21 protein-coding genes are annotated in these 22,063 nt (G+C 46.2%); 3 read left to right on the top strand and 18 right to left on the bottom strand.

Annotated elements, in window-relative coordinates:
• Positions 1–68: 68 nt before the first annotated feature.
• The 11 genes from spoVE to QRX25_RS07350 all read right to left on the bottom strand — a co-directional run bounded on the left by spoVE (position 69) and on the right by QRX25_RS07350 (position 14,045).
• Positions 69–1,169 (bottom strand): stage V sporulation protein E, encoded by a 1,101-nt coding sequence (gene spoVE, locus QRX25_RS07400; RefSeq protein WP_013352172.1) that lies wholly within the window; start codon positions 1,167–1,169, stop codon positions 69–71.
• Between the two features lie 59 nt (positions 1,170–1,228).
• The gene (gene murD / locus QRX25_RS07395) at positions 1,229–2,584 is read right to left on the bottom strand and encodes a UDP-N-acetylmuramoyl-L-alanine--D-glutamate ligase (protein ID WP_013352171.1); all 1,356 of its coding nucleotides are present in this window, start codon (positions 2,582–2,584) and stop codon (positions 1,229–1,231) included.
• A complete protein-coding gene (mraY, locus tag QRX25_RS07390) occupies positions 2,585–3,559 on the bottom strand; it encodes a phospho-N-acetylmuramoyl-pentapeptide-transferase (RefSeq protein WP_013352170.1) in 975 nt (324 codons plus the stop codon).
• Positions 3,560–3,666: 107 nt separating this feature from the next.
• Positions 3,667–5,139 (bottom strand): UDP-N-acetylmuramoyl-L-alanyl-D-glutamate--2,6-diaminopimelate ligase, encoded by a 1,473-nt coding sequence (locus QRX25_RS07385; protein ID WP_065981398.1) that lies wholly within the window; start codon positions 5,137–5,139, stop codon positions 3,667–3,669.
• A gap of 195 nt (positions 5,140–5,334) precedes the next feature.
• Positions 5,335–7,254 (bottom strand): stage V sporulation protein D, encoded by a 1,920-nt coding sequence (locus tag QRX25_RS07380; protein ID WP_014470432.1) that lies wholly within the window; start codon positions 7,252–7,254, stop codon positions 5,335–5,337.
• Positions 7,255–7,366: 112 nt separating this feature from the next.
• Positions 7,367–9,496, bottom strand: coding sequence for a penicillin-binding protein (gene pbpB / locus QRX25_RS07375; RefSeq protein ID WP_212101266.1), 2,130 nt, complete (start codon positions 9,494–9,496; stop codon positions 7,367–7,369).
• A 6-nt stretch (positions 9,497–9,502) separates the two neighbouring features.
• Positions 9,503–9,856, bottom strand: coding sequence for a cell division protein FtsL (ftsL, locus tag QRX25_RS07370; RefSeq protein WP_013352166.1), 354 nt, complete (start codon positions 9,854–9,856; stop codon positions 9,503–9,505).
• 39 nt (positions 9,857–9,895) lie between these two features.
• Entirely contained in the window at positions 9,896–10,831 is a 936-nt protein-coding gene (rsmH, locus tag QRX25_RS07365; RefSeq protein ID WP_013352165.1) for a 16S rRNA (cytosine(1402)-N(4))-methyltransferase RsmH, read from the bottom strand.
• 69 nt (positions 10,832–10,900) lie between these two features.
• Positions 10,901–11,332, bottom strand: a complete 432-nt coding sequence (gene mraZ / locus QRX25_RS07360; RefSeq protein WP_013352164.1) for a division/cell wall cluster transcriptional repressor MraZ — start codon at positions 11,330–11,332, stop codon at positions 10,901–10,903.
• A gap of 125 nt (positions 11,333–11,457) precedes the next feature.
• Positions 11,458–13,077, bottom strand: coding sequence for a bacillithiol biosynthesis cysteine-adding enzyme BshC (gene bshC / locus QRX25_RS07355; RefSeq protein WP_115997206.1), 1,620 nt, complete (start codon positions 13,075–13,077; stop codon positions 11,458–11,460).
• An 86-nt stretch (positions 13,078–13,163) separates the two neighbouring features.
• Complete coding sequence (locus tag QRX25_RS07350; protein WP_249199301.1) at positions 13,164–14,045, bottom strand: 2-dehydropantoate 2-reductase; 882 nt, start codon at positions 14,043–14,045, stop codon at positions 13,164–13,166.
• Between the two features lie 162 nt (positions 14,046–14,207).
• Between QRX25_RS07350 and QRX25_RS07345 the strand changes: the two genes are divergently transcribed.
• Positions 14,208–14,690, top strand: coding sequence for an N-acetyltransferase (locus QRX25_RS07345; RefSeq protein ID WP_013352161.1), 483 nt, complete (start codon positions 14,208–14,210; stop codon positions 14,688–14,690).
• A 40-nt stretch (positions 14,691–14,730) separates the two neighbouring features.
• Here the strand turns inward: QRX25_RS07345 and gerR are convergent, their stop codons facing one another.
• From gerR to QRX25_RS07330, 3 genes are all read right to left on the bottom strand, one after another.
• The gene (gerR, locus tag QRX25_RS07340; RefSeq protein ID WP_013352160.1) at positions 14,731–15,306 is read right to left on the bottom strand and encodes a sporulation-specific transcriptional regulator GerR; all 576 of its coding nucleotides are present in this window, start codon (positions 15,304–15,306) and stop codon (positions 14,731–14,733) included.
• A 156-nt stretch (positions 15,307–15,462) separates the two neighbouring features.
• Positions 15,463–15,642, bottom strand: a complete 180-nt coding sequence (gene rpmF, locus QRX25_RS07335) for a 50S ribosomal protein L32 (protein WP_003154457.1) — start codon at positions 15,640–15,642, stop codon at positions 15,463–15,465.
• Between the two features lie 21 nt (positions 15,643–15,663).
• A complete protein-coding gene (locus tag QRX25_RS07330; protein WP_065981393.1) occupies positions 15,664–16,182 on the bottom strand; it encodes a YceD family protein in 519 nt (172 codons plus the stop codon).
• Between the two features lie 207 nt (positions 16,183–16,389).
• On the opposite strand from QRX25_RS07330, the gene QRX25_RS07325 reads away from it, so the two are divergent.
• Complete coding sequence (locus QRX25_RS07325) at positions 16,390–17,637, top strand: nucleotidyltransferase (protein WP_212101260.1); 1,248 nt, start codon at positions 16,390–16,392, stop codon at positions 17,635–17,637.
• 18 nt (positions 17,638–17,655) lie between these two features.
• Here QRX25_RS07325 and QRX25_RS07320 read toward each other — a convergent pair whose 3' ends face one another.
• Positions 17,656–18,678, bottom strand: coding sequence for a SepM family pheromone-processing serine protease (locus QRX25_RS07320; protein WP_212101258.1), 1,023 nt, complete (start codon positions 18,676–18,678; stop codon positions 17,656–17,658).
• A gap of 5 nt (positions 18,679–18,683) precedes the next feature.
• Positions 18,684–19,463: a patatin-like phospholipase family protein gene (locus tag QRX25_RS07315; protein WP_212101255.1), complete on the bottom strand. Its 780-nt coding sequence runs from the start codon at positions 19,461–19,463 to the stop codon at positions 18,684–18,686.
• Positions 19,464–19,640: 177 nt separating this feature from the next.
• Between QRX25_RS07315 and spoVV the strand changes: the two genes are divergently transcribed.
• On the top strand, positions 19,641–20,870 hold the full coding sequence (gene spoVV, locus QRX25_RS07310) for a dipicolinic acid transporter SpoVV (RefSeq protein ID WP_212101252.1): 1,230 nt from the start codon (positions 19,641–19,643) through the stop codon (positions 20,868–20,870).
• Between the two features lie 17 nt (positions 20,871–20,887).
• On the opposite strand, the gene coaD is transcribed toward spoVV, so the two are convergent.
• Both coaD and rsmD read right to left on the bottom strand, forming a co-directional pair.
• Positions 20,888–21,370, bottom strand: coding sequence for a pantetheine-phosphate adenylyltransferase (gene coaD, locus QRX25_RS07305; protein WP_013352154.1), 483 nt, complete (start codon positions 21,368–21,370; stop codon positions 20,888–20,890).
• Between the two features lie 4 nt (positions 21,371–21,374).
• Positions 21,375–21,929 carry a 16S rRNA (guanine(966)-N(2))-methyltransferase RsmD gene (gene rsmD / locus QRX25_RS07300; RefSeq protein WP_065981389.1) on the bottom strand — a complete coding sequence of 185 codons (555 nt, stop codon included), beginning with the start codon at positions 21,927–21,929 and terminating at the stop codon, positions 21,375–21,377.
• Positions 21,930–22,063 lie beyond the last annotated feature (134 nt).

Below are 22,063 nucleotides of genomic sequence, written 5' to 3'. Positions count from 1 at the left end.
GGGTTATTGATGTTGTCTGTTTTTTTATAAATAACGAATAGATCATGAGTGATGAGGCAAGATACGGATCAATACCTCGAGTACCGGCTGACATTTAAAAGCACGCCGACCGCTGCGAGCATCAGCGTCAATGATGAGCCTCCGTAGCTTAAAAACGGCAGCGTGATTCCTGTTACAGGGATCAGCCCCGTCACAACGCCGATATTAATCATGACTTGAATAGCAATCATAGAAATAATACCGATGGCGACAAAGCTGCCGTATAAATCCGGGGCGCCGAGTGCGATCCTGACGCCGCGCCATAATAAAATACTGAACAGCAGCAATATGAGCGAGCCTCCGATAAAGCCGAGTTCCTCAGATAAAATAGCAAAAATGAAATCGGTTTGCGGCTCCGGCAGGTAAAAAAACTTTTGCCGGCTTTGGCCGAGCCCCATCCCGAACAGGCCGCCCGGACCTACGGCATAGAGCGACTGAATGATCTGAAACCCGCTTCCAAGCGGATCCTCCCACGGGTTTAAGTAAGAGGTGATCCGTTTAATCCGATAAGGAGCGGACAGAACAAGCGCCGCAAATCCGCTTAAACCGATGAGTCCGAGAAACGCGAAATGAGCGATTCGCGCACCGGAAACAAAAATCATCACGATGCACGTGCCCACCATCACCGTCCCCGTTCCAAGGTCGGGCTGGCACATGATAATAATAAATGCAGAAAACACGATTCCGAGCGCGGGAACGAATCCGCGTCTGAATGACGTAATGTTCTTCTGTTTTTCAGAAAGAAATTTAGCCAGAAACGCAATCATCGCGAGTTTCATAAACTCCGAAGGCTGAATGCTGAACGCTCCCACTCCGATCCAGCTTCTTGAACCGTTCCGCACCATTCCGACTCCCGGAATCAGCACAAGCACTAGCAGAAAAAAACAAATGATCAGAAGCAGCTTCGACCATGTGCGCCATGTCCAATAATCCACATTCATAATGAAAAACATGGCAATGACGCCGATTCCCGCAAACAGCAGCTGCCGTTTCGCAAAGAAAAACGAGTCGTCAAATTTATAATCCGCCCAAACCGCACTTGCACTGTAAACCATAATTAATCCTATTGTTAAAAGCAATAACGTAATGATAACTAATAACAAATCAGGCGATGTTTTTTTAGTAGTCAAAGCAATCGACACCCCAAGCATAAGTCATTTAGGGCTGCCGGATAAACAGAGACAAGCCCTTACTTAAGCATATGCACGGCATCTATAAACATGTCACCGCGTTCTTCAAATGTTTTGAATTGATCCCAGCTTGCACACGCAGGTGACAAGAGGATGACGTCTCCTTCATTTGAGAGCGCAAACGCCGCAGATACTGCTTGTTCAACATTATCGACACGTTTGACATGTTGTATTCCCAGCTCATTGCCCAGTTTTTCTATCTTCGGCGCTGTCTGACCGAACGTAAGAACCGCTTTGACATTGTCCATATACGGTTTCAGTTCGTCAAACCCGTTGCCGCGGTCAAGTCCGCCTGCAAGCAGAATAACCGGAGCTTTGAAAGCGGAGAGCGCTTTGCTTGTGGCTAAAATATTCGTCGCTTTGCTGTCATTATAAAATTTACGATTCTGAATCGCAGTCACATACTGCAGACGGTGTTTGACACCGGTAAAGCTTGTCAGCACCTTCTGAATCGCTTTATTAGACGCACCCGCCGTTTTTGCCGCGGCCACAGCGGCCAAAATATTTTCTAAATTGTGCGCGCCCGGCAGTACGATGTCATCAACAGGCAGAATCGCTTCATCGCCAAACATCAGCATTCCGTCTTTAATGAATGCGCCGCTTGACAGTTCCTGAGAAACTGAAAACGGAACAGTGCCGGCTTTTCCGCCTTTGGCAAGCCGCACGACTGTTTCATCGTTTTGGTTAACGATGGCCGTATCACTCTCAAGCTGATGCAGATACACCTTCTGCTTTGCTTTTTCGTAATTTTCACGGCTGTGGTGGTAATCCAAATGAGCGTCAAACACATTTAAAATCAGGCCGATTTCAGGTCTGAACGCATGGGTCCCCATAAGCTGGAACGAAGAAAGCTCCGTGACGATCCATTCATCACCGTCAGCATGATAAGCCACTTCACTGGCGACAGTGCCGATATTTCCTGCGATCAGCGTTTTTATCGAGTCAGCTTTCAGCATTTCGTAGATCAGGGTCGTCGTTGTTGTTTTCCCGTTTGAACCTGTAATGCCGATGAATTTAGCATTGGTGATATAATACGCAAGCTCGATTTCCGTCCAGACCGGGATGCCTCTTCTTTGCGCTTCCTCCACCATGATATTTTCATACGGGATTCCGGGATTTTTGATCAGAATGGTAATGTCATGCTGATCAAAAAGTGATGTCGGATGCTCACCGCAGATGACCTCAATTCCTCTTTCTGAAAGCCTCTGGGCAGGTTCGTTTTCTTCAAAGGCTTTTTGATCATTCACGACGACGTTAATGCCTTTTTCATGAAGAATCGACGCAGCCGCATATCCGCTTTTCGCCAGTCCGAGGACCAGAAAGTTTTGTTTTTGCAAAAAAAGTTCGTTTTCCACTTATAACCACACCTCGATGTAAATTCCTAAAACGGCAAGCAGCAGTCCCGCAGTCCAGAATGTGACAACAACTCTCCATTCAGACCATCCGACCAATTCGTAATGGTGGTGAAGCGGACTCATTTTAAAGATTCGTTTTCCTGTCGTTTTAAAGCTGATAACTTGTAAGATAACAGATAAGGTCTCAATAACAAATACTCCGCCGATAATGACGAGCAGAATTTCAAGCTTCGTCAGAATGGCAACGGTTACGATCGCTCCCCCGAGCGCAAGCGAACCGGTATCCCCCATAAATACTTTTGCGGGATGGGCGTTGAATACAAGAAAACCGAGAACAGCGCCGACAACGGCAACCGAGAAAATCGCAACATCATATTGTGACTGATTCCACGCAAGGATCGCGAAAGCGCCGAATGCGATAGCCGCGGTACCGGACAAGAGACCGTCCAGACCGTCTGTCAGGTTGACAGCATTTGAACCTCCGACAAGCATAAAGAGAACGAGGATAAAGTATCCCCAGCCGAGATCGATTGACAGATGTGTGCCCGGCACCCTGATGCCGGTTGAAAAATGGCAATAATGATATACCCCATAAAATACAATGGCGATAATGATCTGGCCGATCAATTTCTGCTTCGATGTTAATCCGAGATTCCGTTTCATTACTACTTTAATATAATCATCCAGAAAGCCCAGCAGGCCGTATCCGATTGTGACAAACAGCAGAAGAAACATTTCCGCGCTCAGCTGCGAAAATTTCTGCGTCATCACAATTGCCGTAATGGCGATGGATACGATAATCATGACCCCGCCCATCGTCGGCGTTCCTGATTTTTTCATATGTGATTTCGGCCCCTCTTCCCTGATACTCTGGCCGAATTTTAAACGTCTTAAAAACGGGATAAGAATCGGAGATATCAGAACACTGATTAAAAATCCCATTATTATTGTAAATAAAATCACTTGCTCAAGCATTGCTCTTTTCTCCTCCCGTTTCGTTCAAACGACATACGTATTTATCATATTCACATTGTTTCCCCGTAATTCTTTTCATTTCCCTCATTCTAACACTCTTTCCTGTTTTACTTTTTATTCAGCTCAACAATAGCTCTTCCCGCTACTTCGGCGTCATCAAAATCAAATGTTTCATTGCCGATCTGCTGATAAGTTTCATGCCCTTTTCCGGCAATCAGGACCACATCTCCCTTTTTCGCGTTTGCAATGGCAAAAAAGATGGCCTGCTCGCGGTTTGCGATACTGTGATAGTAGGTTCCTTCTACCCCTCTTTCCATATCTCTTAATATGGCCAGCGGGTCCTCGCTCCTCGGGTTATCTGAAGTAAAGATCGGTTCGTCGGCAATCCGCACCGCAATTTCCGCCATTTTCGGGCGTTTCGTTTTGTCCCGGTCACCGCCGCAGCCGACAACGACGAAAAGCTTGCCCTCTGTCATGTCTTTGCATGTATTCAGGACGTTTTCCAGACTGTCGGGCGTGTGCGCGTAATCGACGACGACAGGAAACGGCTGATTGTGGTTCACCAATTCAAACCGGCCTCTGACACCTTGCAGCTCTTCAAGAGCGCTTGTGATCGTATCAAATGGCAGACCCGCTGCGATCGCTGTCGCCGCTGCAGCAAGTACGTTATACACATTGAACCGGCCGACGAGTGAAACCGTGATCTGCTTTGTTCCTTTTGGCGTAACGAGTTCAAAGCTTGTGCCTTGCGCAGAAATCTCAATTTGTTTCGCCATGACATCGGCATCGTTTTCGATTCCGTATGTAAGGATGTGCGCCGCCGTCGCTCTTTCAAAATAAGCACTGGCTTTGTCATCTGCGTTTAAGACGGCCCGCTTCGGCTTTTCATGGTTGAAGGAGCCGCCCAGCTGGGAAAACAGGAGGCTTTTAGCCTGTCTGTAGTCTTCCATTGTCTTGTGATAGTCTAAATGATCCTGCGTCAGGTTCGTGAACACGGCGATATCATAATCGCAGCCGTGAACCCTGCCGAGTGACAGAGCGTGAGAAGACACTTCCATAATAGCTGTGTCAACATGCTCATCATTCATTTTCTTGAACGTTTTTTGCAGTGTGACGCTTTCGGGCGTTGTATTTTTGACCGGGAATGTCTCATCGCCGATTTTAATGTACATCGTTCCGATTAAACCGGTCTGTCTTCCCGCTTTTTTGAAAATCTCGTCCACCATATGCGTCGTTGATGTTTTGCCGTTTGTGCCGGTGATGCCGATAAGCTGCAGCTGCTTTGTCGGCTGTCCGTAAAACGCGTCAGAAAGAACGCTGAGCGCCCGCTGTGACCGGCGGACGATAATAACAGGAACATCGACGTCAAGCTCTTTCTCGGCGACGATGGCCGCTGCGCCGTTTTCTGCGGCTTTTTGGGCGAAATCATGCCCGTCTACCGTATACCCCTTTATACACACAAAAAGACTCCCTTTTCTCACTTCCCTGGAGTCCATCTCGATTGAAGTTATGTCAGGGTCATGAAAGTCATTTTGAACAGGTTCGGTCATTAAATATGTAAGCAGCTTTGTAAGTTTCATTGTATCAAACCTCTCAGAAATTCTATTCATTCTTTTATCATGATAACCGTTTATAAAAGTCAGAATGGCTTTTAAACATACAGTTCATATTTTAGCGTAAATAAAAGGATACATCCAGTTAATCTTAAAAGTTATCTTCTTTTTTTCTCTTTATGATAAGAGGCAGCCGAAAACAATCGGCTGCCTCAAAAAGACTCATTCTTCACTCAAGTAAACCCGGATCTTAGAGCCTTCTTTTACTTTCGTTCCGGCTGCAGGTGATTGTTTCACAATTTTGCTTCCTTTTCCTGAGGAGTCTATATTCAAATTGACAAGCAGCGACTCAAGATCAGAGACAGACATCCCTACAACATTCGGAACCTCTATTGTTTTTGTGTCGTTCCATTGATATTTTTTCTCGATTTGATTTTTTCTTGGTTTAATGCCAAGCTCCGGCAGACTGTCTCTCATTATATTTCCGACAATCGGCGCGGCGACGGTTCCCCCGAATTGAATCGTGCCTTTCGGATTATCAACCGCGACATACACGACAAGGCTGGGGTCATCAGCCGGCGCAAAGCCGATAAAGGAGACAATGTGGTTGTTTTCGAGATATTTGCCGTCTTTGACTTTTTGTGCCGTACCTGTTTTACCGCCGACGCGATATCCTTCCACAAAGGCATTCCGTCCCGTTCCCTGAGCGACGACGCTTTCTAAAGCGTATCTGATCTGCTTTGACGTTTCCTGGGAAATAACTTGCCTTTTTGCAATCGGTGATTGTTTCTTAACGGTTTTTTTCGTAACGGGATCAACCCACTCTTTGGCGATAAACGGCGTGTAAAGCGTCCCGCCGTTTATTGCTGCGGATACGGCTGCCACCTGCTGAATCGGCGTGACGGAAACCCCTTGTCCGAAAGCGGTTGTCGCCTGTTCGACCGGACCGACTCTGTCAAGCGGAAATAAGATTCCCGTTCCTTCCCCTTGCAGATCGATGCCTGTTTTCTTTCCAAAGCCGAAGTCCTTAATATATTGAAACAGCTTTTGTTTTCCGAGCCGCTCCCCAAGCTCTACAAACCCCGGGTTGCAGGAATTTTGGACGACTTCAAGATAAGACTGCGAACCATGGCCGCCCTTTTTCCAGCATCTGAGGCGGGCGCCGTCCACCTCGGCGAATCCTCTGTCATAAAAGTGGTCTCTTTGCAGGTTTACTTTTTGCTCCTGCAGCGCTGCCGCAAGCGTAATGATCTTAAAGGTCGAACCCGGTTCATACGTGCTCCACACCGGCAGATTCCGGTTGTATACGGACGGATCCACTGATTGATAGTCGGCCGGATCAAAATCAGGACGGCTTGACATTCCGAGCACTTCCCCGTTTTTCGGATTCATCGCGACAGCAATCATTCCGTCCGGGTTGTATTTCGCCGCTGCATTGTCGAGCTCTCTTTCTATAATCGTCTGAACTTTGGCGTCAATCGTCAATTTCATATCAAGCCCGTCTTTCGGAGGGGTGTAATCATCTGCTTCATCCGGCATTTTCTTCCCCTTGGCATCTGTATAAAATTTCACAGATCCTTTTACACCTTTTAAGTCATCATCATAATAAGCCTCTAATCCGAGAAGACCCTGATTATCAATACCGGCAAAACCGAGAACATGGGACAAAAAGCTTCCGTACGGGTAATGGCGGATGCTGTCTTCAGCCACATAAACACCTTTTAAGTCGAGCGCTTTGATTTCTTTCGCTTTTTTATTAGAAATTTTCCGGCCCTCAGGTGAGATTTTTTCTATAGAGGTTTTCTTTGTAATGTGTTTGTAGACCTTCTCTTCCGACATATTTAAAACTGACGCGAGAAGCTTGCCCGTTTTTATGGGATTTTGAATCTGGCGCGGTACGACAAAGACGGTCGGCGCGCTTTTATTAGTAGCCAGCTTCACGCCGTTCCGATCAAGGATCTCTCCCCGCTCAGGCTCAAACGGCAAATTCCGGCTCCAAGAATCCTTAGCCAGAGAAGTCAGCTTTTCTCCCATTACAAATTGGACATAGCCTAATCTGCTGTCAATGATCAAAAAAATGATCACACCAAAAAGCAAAACCAGTAATAAACGTTTTCGAACCGTTACATTTGAAACGCGCAAGGGACCGTCCACTCCTTATTTAGGCTTGTTTCAATTTATGCCTCAGCTTGGACACATAGAACGGCGGCGCATAAAAAAGAAGCCCGCAGCAGCTGCGGGCTTCTCTATTCCGTTAATCAGGATTTTTAAATTTCACCTTGATCACGGTATTTTCTTTCAGTTCTTTACCTTTTTTGACACTTTGGCTTGCAGCGTAACCTTCGCCGCTCACATCAATGTGAATGCCTGATACTTTGCTGAATTGAAGCACTTCACGTCTCGACCATCCGGACATATCCGGCATCGTCATCTTCCCGTCTGTTTTTATGAAGATTTTCTGATTGGTGATCACATCTTCCCCGGCTTTCGGATACTGCTCTTTTACGGCAACATCACTGCCGATGACAATCGGTGTGAGATGTTCATTTTTCGCTTCCTTCTCAGCGTTTGTAACCGTCTTGTCTGTCAGGTCAGGCATTTTTTGGCTTTTCGTTTCCTCCTGACCGGCATCTGACTTTTCCGTCGGTTCGATGTTCAGATAGTGCAGGCTGTTTTTCATCGTCGGGTTAAAAATTTCCGCGACAGGATCAGAGCTGCTTTGACCCGCTTTTAATTGCGGCTGCTGAACGGCTACATAAATGACGAGCTTAGGGTCATTTTTCGGCGCCATGCCCATAAATGAAAACACATAGTTGCTCGTTCCTTTTAAATATCCGCCCGTACCGGCGATTTGCGCGGTTCCCGTTTTCCCCGCGACATCAAAACCTTCAATTTTATAAGGTTTCCCCGTTCCGATGTCTGACGTCACGACTTCTCCGAGCAGATTCCGGACTTGTTTGGCCGTATCGGCTGAGATCGGTGTGCCTACTTGTTCGGGCTTTGTCTGCTTGACGACTTTTTTCGTATCAGGGTCGACAATATGATCAATGACGTAAGGCTTCATCATTTTTCCGTTATTGGCAATCGCGGTGACTGCCTGAAGCTGCTGGATCGGCGTTATCGCCGATGCTTGGCCGTAAGCCGTAGACGCTTTGTCAAAATCATATTTGAAGTTAATTTTGCTTGAAACTTCACCAGGCAGATCAATCCCTGTTTTTTGATAAAGTCCAAATTTGTGCAGATACTCATTAAACCGGTCAAACCCCAGTTTTTCGTCTGCCAGTTTGGCGAAAGCGACATTTGACGACCTCATGAGACCGTCATGAAAGCTTGTCATGCCCCAGCCGGATCCGTTATTCCAATCTCGCACTGTTCCTCCGCCCACTTTATAGGTTCCTGATTTGTATTTCTCGTTTGCAGAAAACACATTTTCCTGCATCGCCGCGGCAAGGGTAAAAATCTTCATCGTTGATCCCGGTTCATACGCGTACGACACTAAGTCGTTGTAATAATTGGAGACGTTTCTGATATTCGGGTCAAAACTCGGGCGCTGCCCCATCGCAAGCACTTTGCCTGTTTTCGGTTCTACGACAGCCGCCATGATTTTTTTCGGTTTATATTTTTCCGCCACTTTCGTCATGCTGTCTTCTAAAAAGGTTTGAATTTTCTGATCAATGGTTAAATATACATTGTCACCATTTTTAGGTGCGGTGATTTTTTCTTTGCTGTTCGGAAGTTTCCAGCCGGATTTATCACTTTCATAAGTGACGGATCCGTCGCGTTCCGTCAGATAGTTGTTCAGTATTTTTTCAAGCCCTAAAGAGCCTTGGATCTGGTTTGTTTTTTCGTTCACATCGGCATAGCCGAGAACATTTGACAAAAATACGCCGTTCGGATAATAGCGCTTCGTATCTCTTAAGAAAGAAATACCCGGAAGATTCATTTTTTCGATCTTTTGTTTTTTCGCATAAGAGATATCGCGGCCGGCTGAACCGAATTCCACCTGCTTCGCGCCATCCCTGTTTAAGATGTCCAGAATCTCGCTTTTATCAAGGTTAATAACACTCGCCAGCTTTTCCGCTGTATTCTCTTTATCCTTGACATACTGAGGCTTCATCTTTTTATCAAGTATGGCAATGAGCTTATATGTCGCTGTGTCCTCAGCCAGCACTTTGCCGTTCCGGTCAAGAATAGAGCCGCGGCTCGCTTCTATCGTCCGCTTTTTTTCGTGCTGCTCGGTCGCTTTTGTTGCAAGTTCTACGCCGTTTGCTTTACCGGTTAATTGAATGTACGCCATTCTCCCCAGAATGACAAAGAAAAAGAGAGCGAAACAAATACTCAGTATCGCTGCTCCTCTGTTCATAAACTTATTTTTTTTAGGCATGGGTTATCATTCCTGTATGTTTTTCACTTTTTTATCTTTCAGATTCAAACCGTGTTTTTTAGCGATATCCATCAGGCGCTGAGGCTGGCTCAAGTCAGCCGCCGTTTTTTCGAGATCAGCGATCTGCTTATTCTTCTCAGATACTTTCTCTTCCAGTTTTTGCACCTCGATATTGGATTGGTATGCCGCATATGCCTTTGATACGATAAACATCGAAGTGGAGAGAACGGCAATGGCAAACAGGACGAGCAGCACCTTTTCCCCGAGTGTAATGGAAGCCCTCTTTTTGACAATCACCTTTTTTTCGGGGCTTATCACTGGCCGTTGTTGTTTTTCCTGCTGGTAAGCTAAGTTGCTCATAGGCTGATGACCTCCTTTAATGTTGTCATTTGCTGCCCGTTATTTTCGTTTTTCCGCAATGCGGAGCTTCGCTGAGCGGGCGCGGTTATTTTCTTCAAGCTCCTCTTTTGATGCCGTAATGGGCTTTCTCGTAATCAGTTTTAATTCCGGCTCAAATTCTTCCGGTATTACAGGAAGACCCGGAGGCAGTTCGGGAAGTGATGATTTTTCCTTGAATGTCGTCTTGCACATTCTGTCTTCCAGCGAGTGAAAAGTGATCACAGATACCCTTCCGCCCGGCTTCAGCACCTCTATCGCTTGCAAGAGGGCCTCTTCAAATACTTGAAGCTCGTCGTTTACGGCGATTCGAATAGCCTGGAATACGCGTTTGGCCGGATGGCCTCCGCTTCTTCTGGCCGGAGCCGGTATCGCGTCCTTTATTAGATCGACCAGTTGGCCGGTTGTTTGAATAGGCGATTTCTCTCTTGCCTCTTCAATTTTTCTGGCGATTTGCTTGCTGAATTTCTCTTCTCCGTATTTAAAGAAAATCCGTACAAGGTCCTCATACCGCCATTCATTTACGACTTCTTTCGCCGTAAGGGCGGCCGACTGGTCCATCCTCATGTCCAGCGGTGCGTCATGATGATAGCTGAATCCCCGTTCCGGTGTATCAAGCTGCGGAGAGGATACTCCTAAATCAAATAAAATCCCGTCGACACTCGTAATGCCGTGTTCATGTAAACATTCTTTTAAATAACGAAAATTGCTTTTCACCAGAATGAGCTGTCCTTTGTATTCGGACAATGTCTGCTTTGCGTTCTCAAGCGCTGTGTCATCTTGGTCAAAGGCGATCAGGCGTCCTTTTTCCGATAATTGCTGCAATAAATATGTACTGTGCCCGGCGCCCCCCAGGGTGCAGTCCACATAGGTTCCGTCCGGTTTGATATTTAAACCGTCGACGGTTTCACGAAGAAGTACTGTCTTATGCTGAAACATTTGTGTCGGTCCCACCTTTATCAGGAATGAATTGAATTGTCAGTTGTTGTTGTGATGCACGAAGATCCATTATATATCAAATCCAATCATGTTTTCAGCAATTTCAGCGAATGAATCTTCTTGCTCTTCTGTGTATTGTTCCCAGATTACCTTGCTCCACAATTCAATTCGATTGGAAACCCCGATGACAACACATTCTTTTTCCAGTTTTGCGTAATTCAGAAGAGATGACGCAATATTAACCCTTCCCTGCTTGTCCAGTTCGCATTCGGTCGCACCGGAAAAAAAGAAACGGGTAAACGCGCGGGCGTCTTTTTTGGTGAGCGGCAGAGCCTTCAGCTTTTCTTCAATCAGCTTCCATTCATTCATCGGATATCCGAAAAGACATTGGTCAAGCCCTCTGGTCAGCACAAATTGCTCACCGAGACCTTCTCTGAATTTTGCGGGTACGATCATGCGGCCCTTTGCATCAATAGTATGCTGGTATTCACCCATAAACATGATAAGGACCCCCACTTTCTCCCCTAAACTCACCACTATCCGCCACTTCTCTCCACAACCTCATTTTACACTGTTTAAACATAAAAAAAAACCCTGAACTATTCAGGGTTCTTTAAAACTTTATTTCAAAGTTTGACAATTTGATGTTGGTTTTGAAAAGAAAATGGCAGATGTTTGAAGGTTGTGAAGAATTTTGGACCATAGCGGTTCAGATAATACATCACATTCCAGATCCGCTCCTGCGGTGCGCCGAGCGGTCTGATGCTGTTTTGGATTCTTTCATAGTCACGCAGCACAAAACCTTCTTTTTCTTCAATTCTTTTCGTTACCGTCCGTTCCAAAAACAAGAGCTGATCTTGAATGAAGGCGGCATTTTTCTGTAAGAGCGGCTCTAGGCTTGAATCGACCTTAAGCGCTTCGTTCCTTACACTTTTATGGACAGCTTCAATCTGCGACTTCGCCTGTTCCATCACAGCAGAAAACTCTTCCGGAATCTGCTTTTCAAAATAAGTGTCTTTAAGGTGTCCGGTGCCGTGTTCGATTGCTTCCTGAAGCGGGATATTCCGTTCTGAAAGCTTCTTTTCAATATGGCGCTCAAGGATCGTAATGTTCAGTCTCGGCACTACCGGTGTCATGGCGAAACCCATTAATGAGAAAGCCTGCTTCAGCTCGCCCCAATAATTGACTTCTCCCGGTCCTGCGATAAACGCAAGAGTCGGGATGAGAAACTCCTGCATAAGCGGCCTTGTCACAACGTTATTGCTGAAACATTCCGGTTTTTCTTCCATATGGGTATGAAGTTCGTCGTTCGTCCACTTTAGGTCAAGCTCCTTAATGACAAAAACGCCATTTTCTTTTTCAATTAAGAAGCGCTCTCCCTCATGTTCGTAAAACAGGTTGGCCTGTTCTTTGTCTGATTCAATAATCGGGTGATAACCGGCCTCCCGCATAAGACGCTGCTGATCTGACACGGCTTTGGCAAGTTCATTATTGTGTTTTAAAATCTGCTGAAACATTCCCGTTTCCAGCTTTTTAATCCCGGGATCTCCCGAATTCAACAGAATAAGGCCTTCTTCTTGAAACAAGTCGGCGATCAACAGCTCAAAAAAGTCCGTGAACGTGTCTGATGAGCGTAAACATCGCATCACATTTTGAAGGAGTGCGTTTGTATGATCCGTTTCCTCAAACGCAGCGAACACTTCTTCAATCCACGCCGCACATTTTTCCTGATCAAGCGGGGTTTTAGCCGCCGATGTTTTTTTCCAGTAAGACTGCGGAAGTTTCTGTTTCACCGGCCCTTTTTTCTCTGTTGACGTGTGCACATAATTAATTTCTTCCAGATCGTGATCTTCACCCGCCACCCAGAAAATCGGAACGACAGGTATCTGTAACGCCTCTTCCTGCTGTCTGGCAAGTACGATAATGGAGATAATTTTATGTATGGTGTAAAGAGGCCCCGTTAAAAGACCGGCCTGCTGCCCGCCTACAACCGCTGTGCTTTTTGGATCTCTTAGTTTTTCGATGGAGGCCTGCATGGCTGCGGAGTGAAATTTTTCGTGATAGGAGGATAGGTAATCCGCTAATTCCTCTCTGGCAAACGGCCGTGAAGACAGGTCACGAAGCCTCTCTTGCCATACATCCTCAGAATGAATATCATAATCAAAAAATGAAGACATGTTTTCTCCATCTATATAGTGCTGCACAAACGTATTTTGACTTTTGATGGAAAGTTCAGTTAGCTGCATCTGTCTGGAACTTCCTTTCTCCAATAAATAGTTAGGTTTCCGAAATGAGTATAGCATGTTACCGGAAAACCTCAAAAGACTTTGTTTCAGTTTCTTTCTAACGCTTTTATGCTGCGGTGTAAAAACGGGAGATGAACGGCCGGCAATCCGCGGCTTTCCGCTTCTTTTACAAGGTAGCCGATAATCGCATCCGCCTCTGTCCGTCTTCCTGCCATGATATCAACAAGCATGGAAGAATGATTTTTTTCCGTCAGGCCGCAAACTTCGCAAACCCTGTTCCACGCTTCCTCTTTATCGGCAAGGCCAAGTATTGCCTCCGCTTCTTCAAACACGTTTCTCATATATTTTTTGTAAGCGGCGTTTGTCAGCAGCTCTCCGTTTTGCACGCGCAGCAATGCGGTTAACGGGTTGATGCATACATTTATGATCAGTTTTCCCGTTAGAAGACGATACCAGTCGTTTTCATCATATACGGGAAAATCCCGGTGCATGCCGGAAAAGATGCTTTTGAGCGTTTCCGGACGGGACGCGCGGAATACACTCCATCTTACTGCTCCGGCTCCCGTATGTTCAACGGCATGATCCGATATTCTTTTCGCCCCGTGCTCAACCGTGCCGACATAAAGTGAATGATCTGTACGCCATTCCTTGATGTCGTGTATGTGTCCCATGCCGTTTTGCAAAAACAACACATTCGTTTCTTTTATTGTCTCAAGTTCCGGCAAAACAACGCTGAGCTGATGCTGTTTCACAGCTGCGATTAGGAGGTCGTATCCGGAAGTGATGCCTGTTTGCGCTCTGCATGACGCCGTAAATTCTTTTCCGTCTTTCACAAGCCGTATACCGCACGTGTTAATCGCATCAGCCTGCTCCGTCCGCCGCGTTATGACCGTTACCTGATGGCGGGACGATAAGTAGCAAGCACATAAAAGGCCCACCGCTCCGCCGCCGATAATTCCGATTTTCACACTGTCACACCCTATATCTGCATTTTTCCATATTATCATAGCAGAAGCCGCCCCAAATTACTTCAATTTCGTTTTGAGCAAAAAGACAGACAAACATATTATAGTTGGAATTTTCAATTAAAGCGTTTACAATAATGGTAGAACACAACAAAGGGGGAGTTTGTGTTGAAAATAGAGCGCCTGCTCATCAACTTTAAAACACTCGAAGAATTTAAAAGGTTTAAGGAATACGGGATGCAGGAGCTGTCGATGCTTGAAGATCTTCAGGATAATATCATTGAAAATGACAGCACCTCGCCTTTTTACGGGATTTACTTCGGGGATAAACTAGTGGCGAGAATGAGTTTATATCAGGTAAACGGAAGTGCGAATCCGTATTTTGATCAGCGTCAGGACTTTTTGGAACTTTGGAAGCTTGAAGTTCTTCCGGGCTATCAAAACAACGGGTACGGCAAAGCGCTCGTTGATTTTGCCAAATCCTTCAGAATGCCGATCAGGACAAATTCACGCATGAAATCAGCAGAATTCTGGGATAAGATGAATTTTGAACCCGTTAAATATGATATGGCGCGTGATAAAGGAGAAAATCCTTATATCTGGCATCCTGATATGGACGGTGAAATGACTTCCGGGGAAACAGCATAATAAAAAACCGGCCGGGACACTGCCCTCAGGCCGGTTGATTTTACAGGCCCTGCGCCGATTTTCTTTCGTCATCTTTCGAATTGACCATCCTTCTCGCCCTGTCCATGATGTCAATTAACGCTTTGTAATCTTCTTCTGTCATCTCCAGCTTGTTTCTCAAGCTTTCGTTTTCCTCACGCAGATCCTCGACTTCTTTTTGCAGCGCGGTCAGCTGCTCTGCGAGTTTTTCTTTTTCATGACGCACATCCGCTGCGGCTGGCGACTCTTTAAATTGCTGCAGAAACAAAATCACATCATCAATGGACAGCTCTTTTTCTCCTTCCGTCCTGCGGATCGGAGGCTGCTTGACGGTTCCCGGCAGATTGGCCGAATGCACCCCGATCTGCTTTCTTAATTCCTTCCGCTGTTTTTTCGCGAGTTCTATCCCTGACTGATATTGTTTCCTGACATAAGAATTCCATCTGAATCCGCAGGCGGCAGCCGTTCTCGTCAGCGCTCTGCCCACTTCTTCAAAAGCGGAAAGCTGGGTCCCGCCTTCCCGAATGTGCCTGAGCACGACTTCAGCCAGCAGCAAATCTTCATCTTGCGTCCACGCGTCTTGTCTCGTTATCGTCAATCGTATCTCCCTCCATATTTGCTCATTTACCTCATACATATGCCGCTGATAGATTAGATAGACTATTGGCGCTCACAATTTTTTCGCCGGAAGCAGGCCGGAGGGAGAAAAAAAGAAAAGCGCAGGAACCGAGATTCCCGCGCTTTTCTTCATACATTAATTGCTTTTTACATTTATGTCTTTGCCGTTGTATGATCCGCATGCTTTACATACACGGTGAGACAATTTCATCTCTCCGCATGACGGGCATTCTGTCATACCAGGTACATTTAGTTTGAAATGTGTACGGCGCAATCTTTTTTTCATTTTAGAAGTTCTTCTAAAAGGTACAGCCATTATTCCCACCTCCTTAAAGAGTTAAGATTCATCATCTTGTGTTAAGAGCTTTTTCAGATCCGCAAGTCTTGGGTCGATCTGATTTTTCTTGTCTTCCTCAGAAATCACTTGCCAATCCTTACCCACTTGGGGAGCGGCTCCTTCTTTTTGTTCAGTTTCACAAAAGATTTGCATAGGGATTTCTAAAAGAATCTCTTCTTTTACGATCGGAGTTAAGTCGACGATATCGTCTTCAGCAATATGAACGTCCTCATCTTCTATATCATCCGTCTTATGAAATCTAAACAGTTCTTTTGTCGCGATTGTAAATGGATACGGCACATCAACTAAAGTTCTTGAGCACGGCAAAACCATTTCGCCTGAAATCGTAAAGTCAAACGAAACCTGCTTGGATTCAATCTCCGCGCGGCCCTTCACCCGGACGGGAGAAATGCGGCGGATGTCAGAATTCAATTTTGTCAGCTCATTCAACTCAACTGTTTCATCAAATTCAAAGCTCTTTTTCGCCATTTGATGAAGCTGATAAATCGTCCATTTCATTTGTATCACCTCAGGAAAGCAACAAACATGATTATAGCTTTTCAGAATGTTTTTGTCAATATTTTTTCTTTACAGCATAATGCCGCCGTCATGCAATCGTTGACAGCCGGATAGGCTATGCATACACTAAACAAAACGGACGCAAAATGCACTTCATTTGCAAATGTACCACACGAAGCAAAACATAGCAAGAAAGGCGGGACAAATATGAAAGCAGTCGGCCTGGTTGTTGAATATAATCCCTTTCATAACGGACACCGCTATCATGCGGAACAAGCAAAAATCAATACGGACAGCAGCGTCGCGGCGGCGGTAATGAGCGGTCCTTTTTTGCAGCGCGGAGAACCGGCCGCGGTCTCAAAGTGGGCCCGGACAAAGATGGCGCTTGAAAACGGCGTGGATATCGTCATTGAGCTCCCTTATATGTATGCTGTGCAAAAAGCGGAATTATTTGCGCGCGGCAGCGTATCGCTTCTTCATCAATTAGGATGCAGCAGCTTGTTTTTCGGAAGTGAAAACGGCCGGATCGAACCTTTTATTGAAGCGTCTGAAGCGCTCAGCCGAAAGGAAGCTGACTGCACCCTGATTCTGAAAGAGGAATTAAAAAAAGGGCTCAGCTATCCGGCCGCCGCCTCAAAAGCATTTTCACACGTATTCAAAGGACAGGACATGCTTGACCTGTCTAAGCCGAACAATATTCTCGGTTTTCACTACGTCAAAGCAATACAAGCCTCCGGGTCCGCCATGAAGCCTTATACGACAGCCAGAATCGCTTCCGGGTATCATGACGCCGAGCTTCCCGGGGATAACAGCCGGATAGCCAGCGCCACAAGCATCCGAAAGGCGCTGATAGAAAAAGGAACGGCGGCCGCGAAGAACTTTCTCCCCGAAGCGTCTGTACGCGAGCTGGACGCATACAAAAACTCATACGGATTATGGCACAGCACTGAAGACTATTTTTCATATGTAAAATACAGCCTCAGCACTTTGTCCGCAGAAGAATTAAGCCGAATCTATGAAGTGGAAGAAGGCCTTGAGCACAGAATTCTGCGCACCATCAGACAAGCCCGGTCCTATCGCGAAATGATGGAATTATTGAAAACAAAACGATATACGTGGACGAGATTGCAGAGGATGAACACGCACATTCTGACACGGACAAAAAAAGAAGATATGCACCGGCTCTTAAAGCCTGCAAGCGCTCCTTATATCCGTCTTCTCGGAATGACTAAAAAAGGACAGGCATACCTGTCAGCAAAGAAAAAAGAGCTTACCGCACCGCTCGTCAGCAAGCTCTCCTCTTTCTCTCATCCCGCTCTGGATTTGGACATATCAGCGGGACGGATTTACAGCCTGCCGATAAAAGAACCTGAACGCACACTGTTTGAGAAGCAGGAATTTTCACAAGCACCGATCCGCTATGATGAAGACGAGAAACGTTTTTTAAATGCATAGAAAAAGCACCTGACTGTATCAGGTGCTTTTTACTTTCAGCTTATCCAAATAATCAAGTGCGTCCTGCATCGTATCGACAGGAACGATTTTCATATCAGACTTTATTGCTTTCGCCGTTTTTACTGCATTTTTATAATCAGAGTTTTCAGCTCCGTTTTGGTTCGGCGCAAAGAAAATATCTTTTCCCGCTTTGTCTGCGGCGACGACTTTCTGATCGATTCCGCCGATCGGTCCGACCTTGCCGTCAACGTCGATTGTTCCCGTTCCGGCTATATTGTAGCCTTTTGTTTCGTCAGGTTTTGTCAGCTGATTGTAAATTTCCAAAGACATCATGAGACCGGCAGAAGGCCCGCCGATGTTTTCAATGCTGAAATGAAGATCCGGCTTCACTTTCACGTTCCGGTCCGTATATAACGCTACGCCGATTCCGGCTCTTTTCGGATCGTCCGGGAATGATTTCAGCTTAAGGATAACGGTCTTTTCTTTCGTGTCACGTTCAATGTTAAACGTTACTTTTTCCCCCGCTTTTTTGCTGCTGATATAATCAATCAGCTTTTCAGCGGATTCATATTTTTTCCCGTCCGCGCTGATGATTTTATCACCGACCTTTAATTTTCCTTTTGCCGGCATATTGGAGACGACTGAGCTGGCGTAAATGCCGTTAAATGAGTATTTTACCTGTTTGCCGGCTTTTTGATAAGCGGCAATGACCGCGTTTTCTTGAGAGCTTTTCATCATCTGCAGCTGGCGCTTCATATAGTCTGAATCAGTTTCGCCCTCTTCTTTTATGCTTTCATCAGGGACGATTTCATCGTAAGGATGCACCTTCGCCCAAAGATATGTATACGGATTGGCGGGGCCTACTTTGACAGTCATCAAGGAAAGGCTTCCTTTTTCAGGATAGCCTCCGTCCACCTTAATCAGCGGTCTCAGCTCTGATGCTTCCCCCGGCTGTGTGATGTAATACGGAAGCTTAATAAATGTAATAGCGATTAATAAGATCAGGATGATAAACACCCAGCGAAAATGTTTTGCTTTCATATGAGTTAGCCCTCCCAGTTCTCTATTTCTTGTATAATCCGGCCGATCATCCGATCTGCGGCCTCTTCGCCTGCTGTGATCATATGATCAATGTTGGCAAAAGAGCTTGAGCTGAATGATTCGAGAGAAGGGCGGATCATGACGTCTGCGGCAATGGTCTGGTGACGGACCAATTCATTTTGCAGTATATCCATACTTTGCATGATTACATCAAAAATATGTGCCGCTTTTTCCGTTTTTTTCACCCTGGATACGTCAGAGGCGATGACGATATCAGCGCCCATATCCTTTACGGCGGAAACCGGGATTCTGTCGACTACCGCGCCGTCGACTAAAATACGCCCGTTCATTTTTTGCGGGACGAAAACGCCCGGTATGCTGATGCTCGCGCGGACGGCTTCGGATACGGAGCCTTTCGTAAAAACGAGTTTTTCTCCGGTCTGGAGGTCGCAGGCCACGATGCCGAGCGGGATCCGGAGTTCTTCTATCGGCTTGCCGAACGTATACGCATGAACGAGCTGCCTGATGCGGTCCCCTTTTAAAAATCCGAGCTTCGGCATCGTATAATCCGCGTACAGCCTCCGCTTAAATGCTTTGGCGACTTTTTTCATCGTCGCCACGTCATGTCCGGCCGCATAAAAGCTTCCGACTAACGCCCCCATGCTGCTGCCGGCAATCATATCAATTGGAATCTGATGCTTATGTAAACTGGATAACACTCCGAGATGAGCAATGCCTCTTGCCCCTCCCGAACCTAACGCTAACCCGATTGTAGGTTTGGCCAACGCGATGAACCCCCTATAGACATCCTATACATGAATTCTATGGTCTAAATTGAACCCCTATGCTCGTATATTAGTACAGGATGACGAATAGGTACTTACCCGGCCGTCCTAAGGTCTGTTCTATATTTTATCATGATATAAATGTCAGTGCGCAATTTTAGCATTGGGGAGGTAAGAATGAATTTGTCTAAGTTTCATACATTTTTGATTTCATTGTTTTTTATTTTTTTGACGGCGACGGTTATTTCACACCCGCAGGCCTCATTCGAAGCCTCCAAAACCGGCCTTTCCATGTGGTGGGAGGTAGTTTTTCCTTCTTTGCTTCCGTTTTTTATTCTTTCTGAGCTTTTAATCGGATTCGGCATCGTCAGGTTTGTCGGCCTTTTACTCGAACCCTTTATGCGCCCGATTTTCAGAGTGCCGGGGGTCGGCGGATTTGTACTGGCTATGGGCATGGCTTCAGGCAATCCGGCCGGCGCAAAGCTGACTGCACGGCTGCGCCAGGAAAAACAAATCTCCAGAGTGGAGGCTGAACGCCTCGTCTCTTTTACCAATTCATCCAATCCGTTATTTATATTCGCGGCTGTGGCGGTCGGCTTTTTTCATAACGCGTCACTCGGCATTCTTTTGGCATCGGCTCACTATCTCGGAAACATCGCCGTCGGTTTGACGATGCGTTCATACGGACGGAAAGAAGAAGCGGCGTATACCGGTAAAAAGACAATCGTGCTTCCTTCGCTGAAAGAAGCATTTCTGGCCCTCCACAAAGCGCGGCTTTCGGAAAAGCGGCCGCTCGGTAAAATTTTGGGCGACGCCGTCACCACTTCTGTACAAACCTTGCTGATGGTGGGCGGTTTTATTATATTGTTTTCGGTTTTCAGCCGGTTGTTATCAATCGTACAAGTCATGGATGTGCTTTCTGTATTTACAAACGCGCTGCTTTCGCTCTTCCATCTTCCTGTAAGCCTGGACATTCCTCTTATCAGCGGAATGTTTGAAATTACGCTTGGGAGCAAGCTGGTCAGTGAAGCGGCGGATGCCGCCTTGCTGCCGAAAGCAATGATTGTGAGTTTTATTCTCGGGTTCAGCGGCCTTTCTGTACAGGCCCAGGTAGCCGGCATTTTATCGGAAACAGATATCCGCTTTAAACCGTTTTTTACGGCGCGTATCCTTCAGGGCGTTTATGCCGCTCTATTTGTTCTTTTACTGTGGAAGCCGCTTTACCTTGCATTGGACGAACCTTATCAGTCCGTATTCCTGCCTTTCCGTGATCAAGGCGCGGCCTCGGCTGCAGTTAGCGGATGGAACACACTTATCGAAATCGGTCCCGCCGTAACGCTGGCGGCTCTCGCCGTATACGCACTGATTTATTGTTACAGGCTGTCAGCACGGCTAAAAAAAGGATGAGACGCTAAACAGCGTTCTCATCCTTTAAATTTTTGCTGCAGCGCCTGTTCGACTTCCGGAGGAACAAATTCTGAAACAGGCCCGTTATATTTTGCGACCTCTTTTACGATGCTTGAACTTAAAAAAGAGTACTGATTGTTCGTCATCATAAAAAAGGTTTCTATTGATTCGTCAAGCACGCGGTTGACAGAAGTCCCCTGCATCTCATACTCGAAGTCAGAAACGGCTCTGAGCCCCCTGATAATCGCCTTCGCCTGCTTTTTTTTCGCATAGTCGATTAACAATCCCTGTGACGTCTCGACCGTAATATTCGGTATGTCTTTTGTCACTTCTCTTAACAGCTCACAGCGTTCCTCGACTGTAAACAGCGGCTGCTTAGAAGAATTATTGAGCACGCATACGTACACCTGCTCAAACACGTTTGCTCCCCGTCTGATAATGTCCAGATGTCCGTAGGTGACGGGGTCAAAACTTCCGGGACATACAGCTATACTTGCCACATCATTACCCCCTATTTCGGTATATCGTTACTCCTGTAAGCCCGTAAATTTCCCTTCTTGTTACAGAAAGCGCGCCGACGGCTTCAGGAAGCGCAACGGATTTATCATGCTCCGCTACGACAAAACCGTCTTCATTCAGCATGTTCTGCTCATCAATCATTTCGATAAGCGCTTTCAGCTTTTGTTCCTTATACGGAGGATCTAAGAAAATTCCGTCAAAACCTTTTTCCCGTTTCGCCGCGGCATAGAGAGCCCGCTCTGCATCATTGCGGTATACCTCCGCTGAAGACAGGAGATCAAGCGCTTTTATATTCGCTTTTACCGTCTGGATGGCTTTGAAATCACGATCCACAAAGATACAGCGGTCAAATCCGCGCGACAGCGCTTCGATCCCGAGACCGCCGCTCCCCGCAAACAAATCCAGCCCCGTTCCTCCGTCAAAATACGGGCCGATCATATTAAAAATAGACTCTTTTACTTTATCCGTCGTCGGCCTTGTTGATGTGCCCGGCACAGCCTTTAAGGCTCGTCCTTTTCTCGAACCGGAAATTACTCTCATTTTTCACACCACTTTTTCTGAAAACTTTGATGTTTCGCTTCGGCTGAGCCGTTATGTACAAAAACAATCCTTATCTTAACATAAAGCATTCTTTCAAACAATGAACGTGAAATCATGTATACATACTCACATTC

The sequence above is a fragment of the Bacillus sp. L381 genome (assembly GCF_030284525.1).
Taxonomy (GTDB): Bacteria; Bacillota; Bacilli; order Bacillales; family Bacillaceae; genus Bacillus; species Bacillus amyloliquefaciens.
Note: the sequence above shows the minus strand (reverse complement) of the source record. Positions and strands in the feature narration are given on the sequence as shown.

Bases quoted from the DNA above. Each gene is read 5' to 3' on its own strand.
- spoVV (WP_212101252.1), top strand. From the start codon at position 19,641: ATGAATTTGTCTAAGTTTCATACATTTTTGATTTCATTGTTTTTTATT.
- mraZ (WP_013352164.1), bottom strand. From the start codon at position 11,332: ATGTTTATGGGTGAATACCAGCATACTATTGATGCAAAGGGCCGCATG.
- QRX25_RS07320 (WP_212101258.1), bottom strand. From the start codon at position 18,678: ATGAAAGCAAAACATTTTCGCTGGGTGTTTATCATCCTGATCTTATTA.
- rpmF (WP_003154457.1), bottom strand. From the start codon at position 15,642: ATGGCTGTACCTTTTAGAAGAACTTCTAAAATGAAAAAAAGATTGCGC.
- QRX25_RS07385 (WP_065981398.1), bottom strand. From the start codon at position 5,139: ATGAAACTTACAAAGCTGCTTACATATTTAATGACCGAACCTGTTCAA.
- QRX25_RS07325 (WP_212101260.1), top strand. From the start codon at position 16,390: ATGAAAGCAGTCGGCCTGGTTGTTGAATATAATCCCTTTCATAACGGA.
- pbpB (WP_212101266.1), bottom strand. From the start codon at position 9,496: ATGCCTAAAAAAAATAAGTTTATGAACAGAGGAGCAGCGATACTGAGT.
- rsmH (WP_013352165.1), bottom strand. From the start codon at position 10,831: ATGTTTCAGCATAAGACAGTACTTCTTCGTGAAACCGTCGACGGTTTA.
- QRX25_RS07330 (WP_065981393.1), bottom strand. From the start codon at position 16,182: ATGAAATGGACGATTTATCAGCTTCATCAAATGGCGAAAAAGAGCTTT.
- bshC (WP_115997206.1), bottom strand. From the start codon at position 13,077: ATGCAGCTAACTGAACTTTCCATCAAAAGTCAAAATACGTTTGTGCAG.
- ftsL (WP_013352166.1), bottom strand. From the start codon at position 9,856: ATGAGCAACTTAGCTTACCAGCAGGAAAAACAACAACGGCCAGTGATA.
- mraY (WP_013352170.1), bottom strand. From the start codon at position 3,559: ATGCTTGAGCAAGTGATTTTATTTACAATAATAATGGGATTTTTAATC.
- rsmD (WP_065981389.1), bottom strand. From the start codon at position 21,929: ATGAGAGTAATTTCCGGTTCGAGAAAAGGACGAGCCTTAAAGGCTGTG.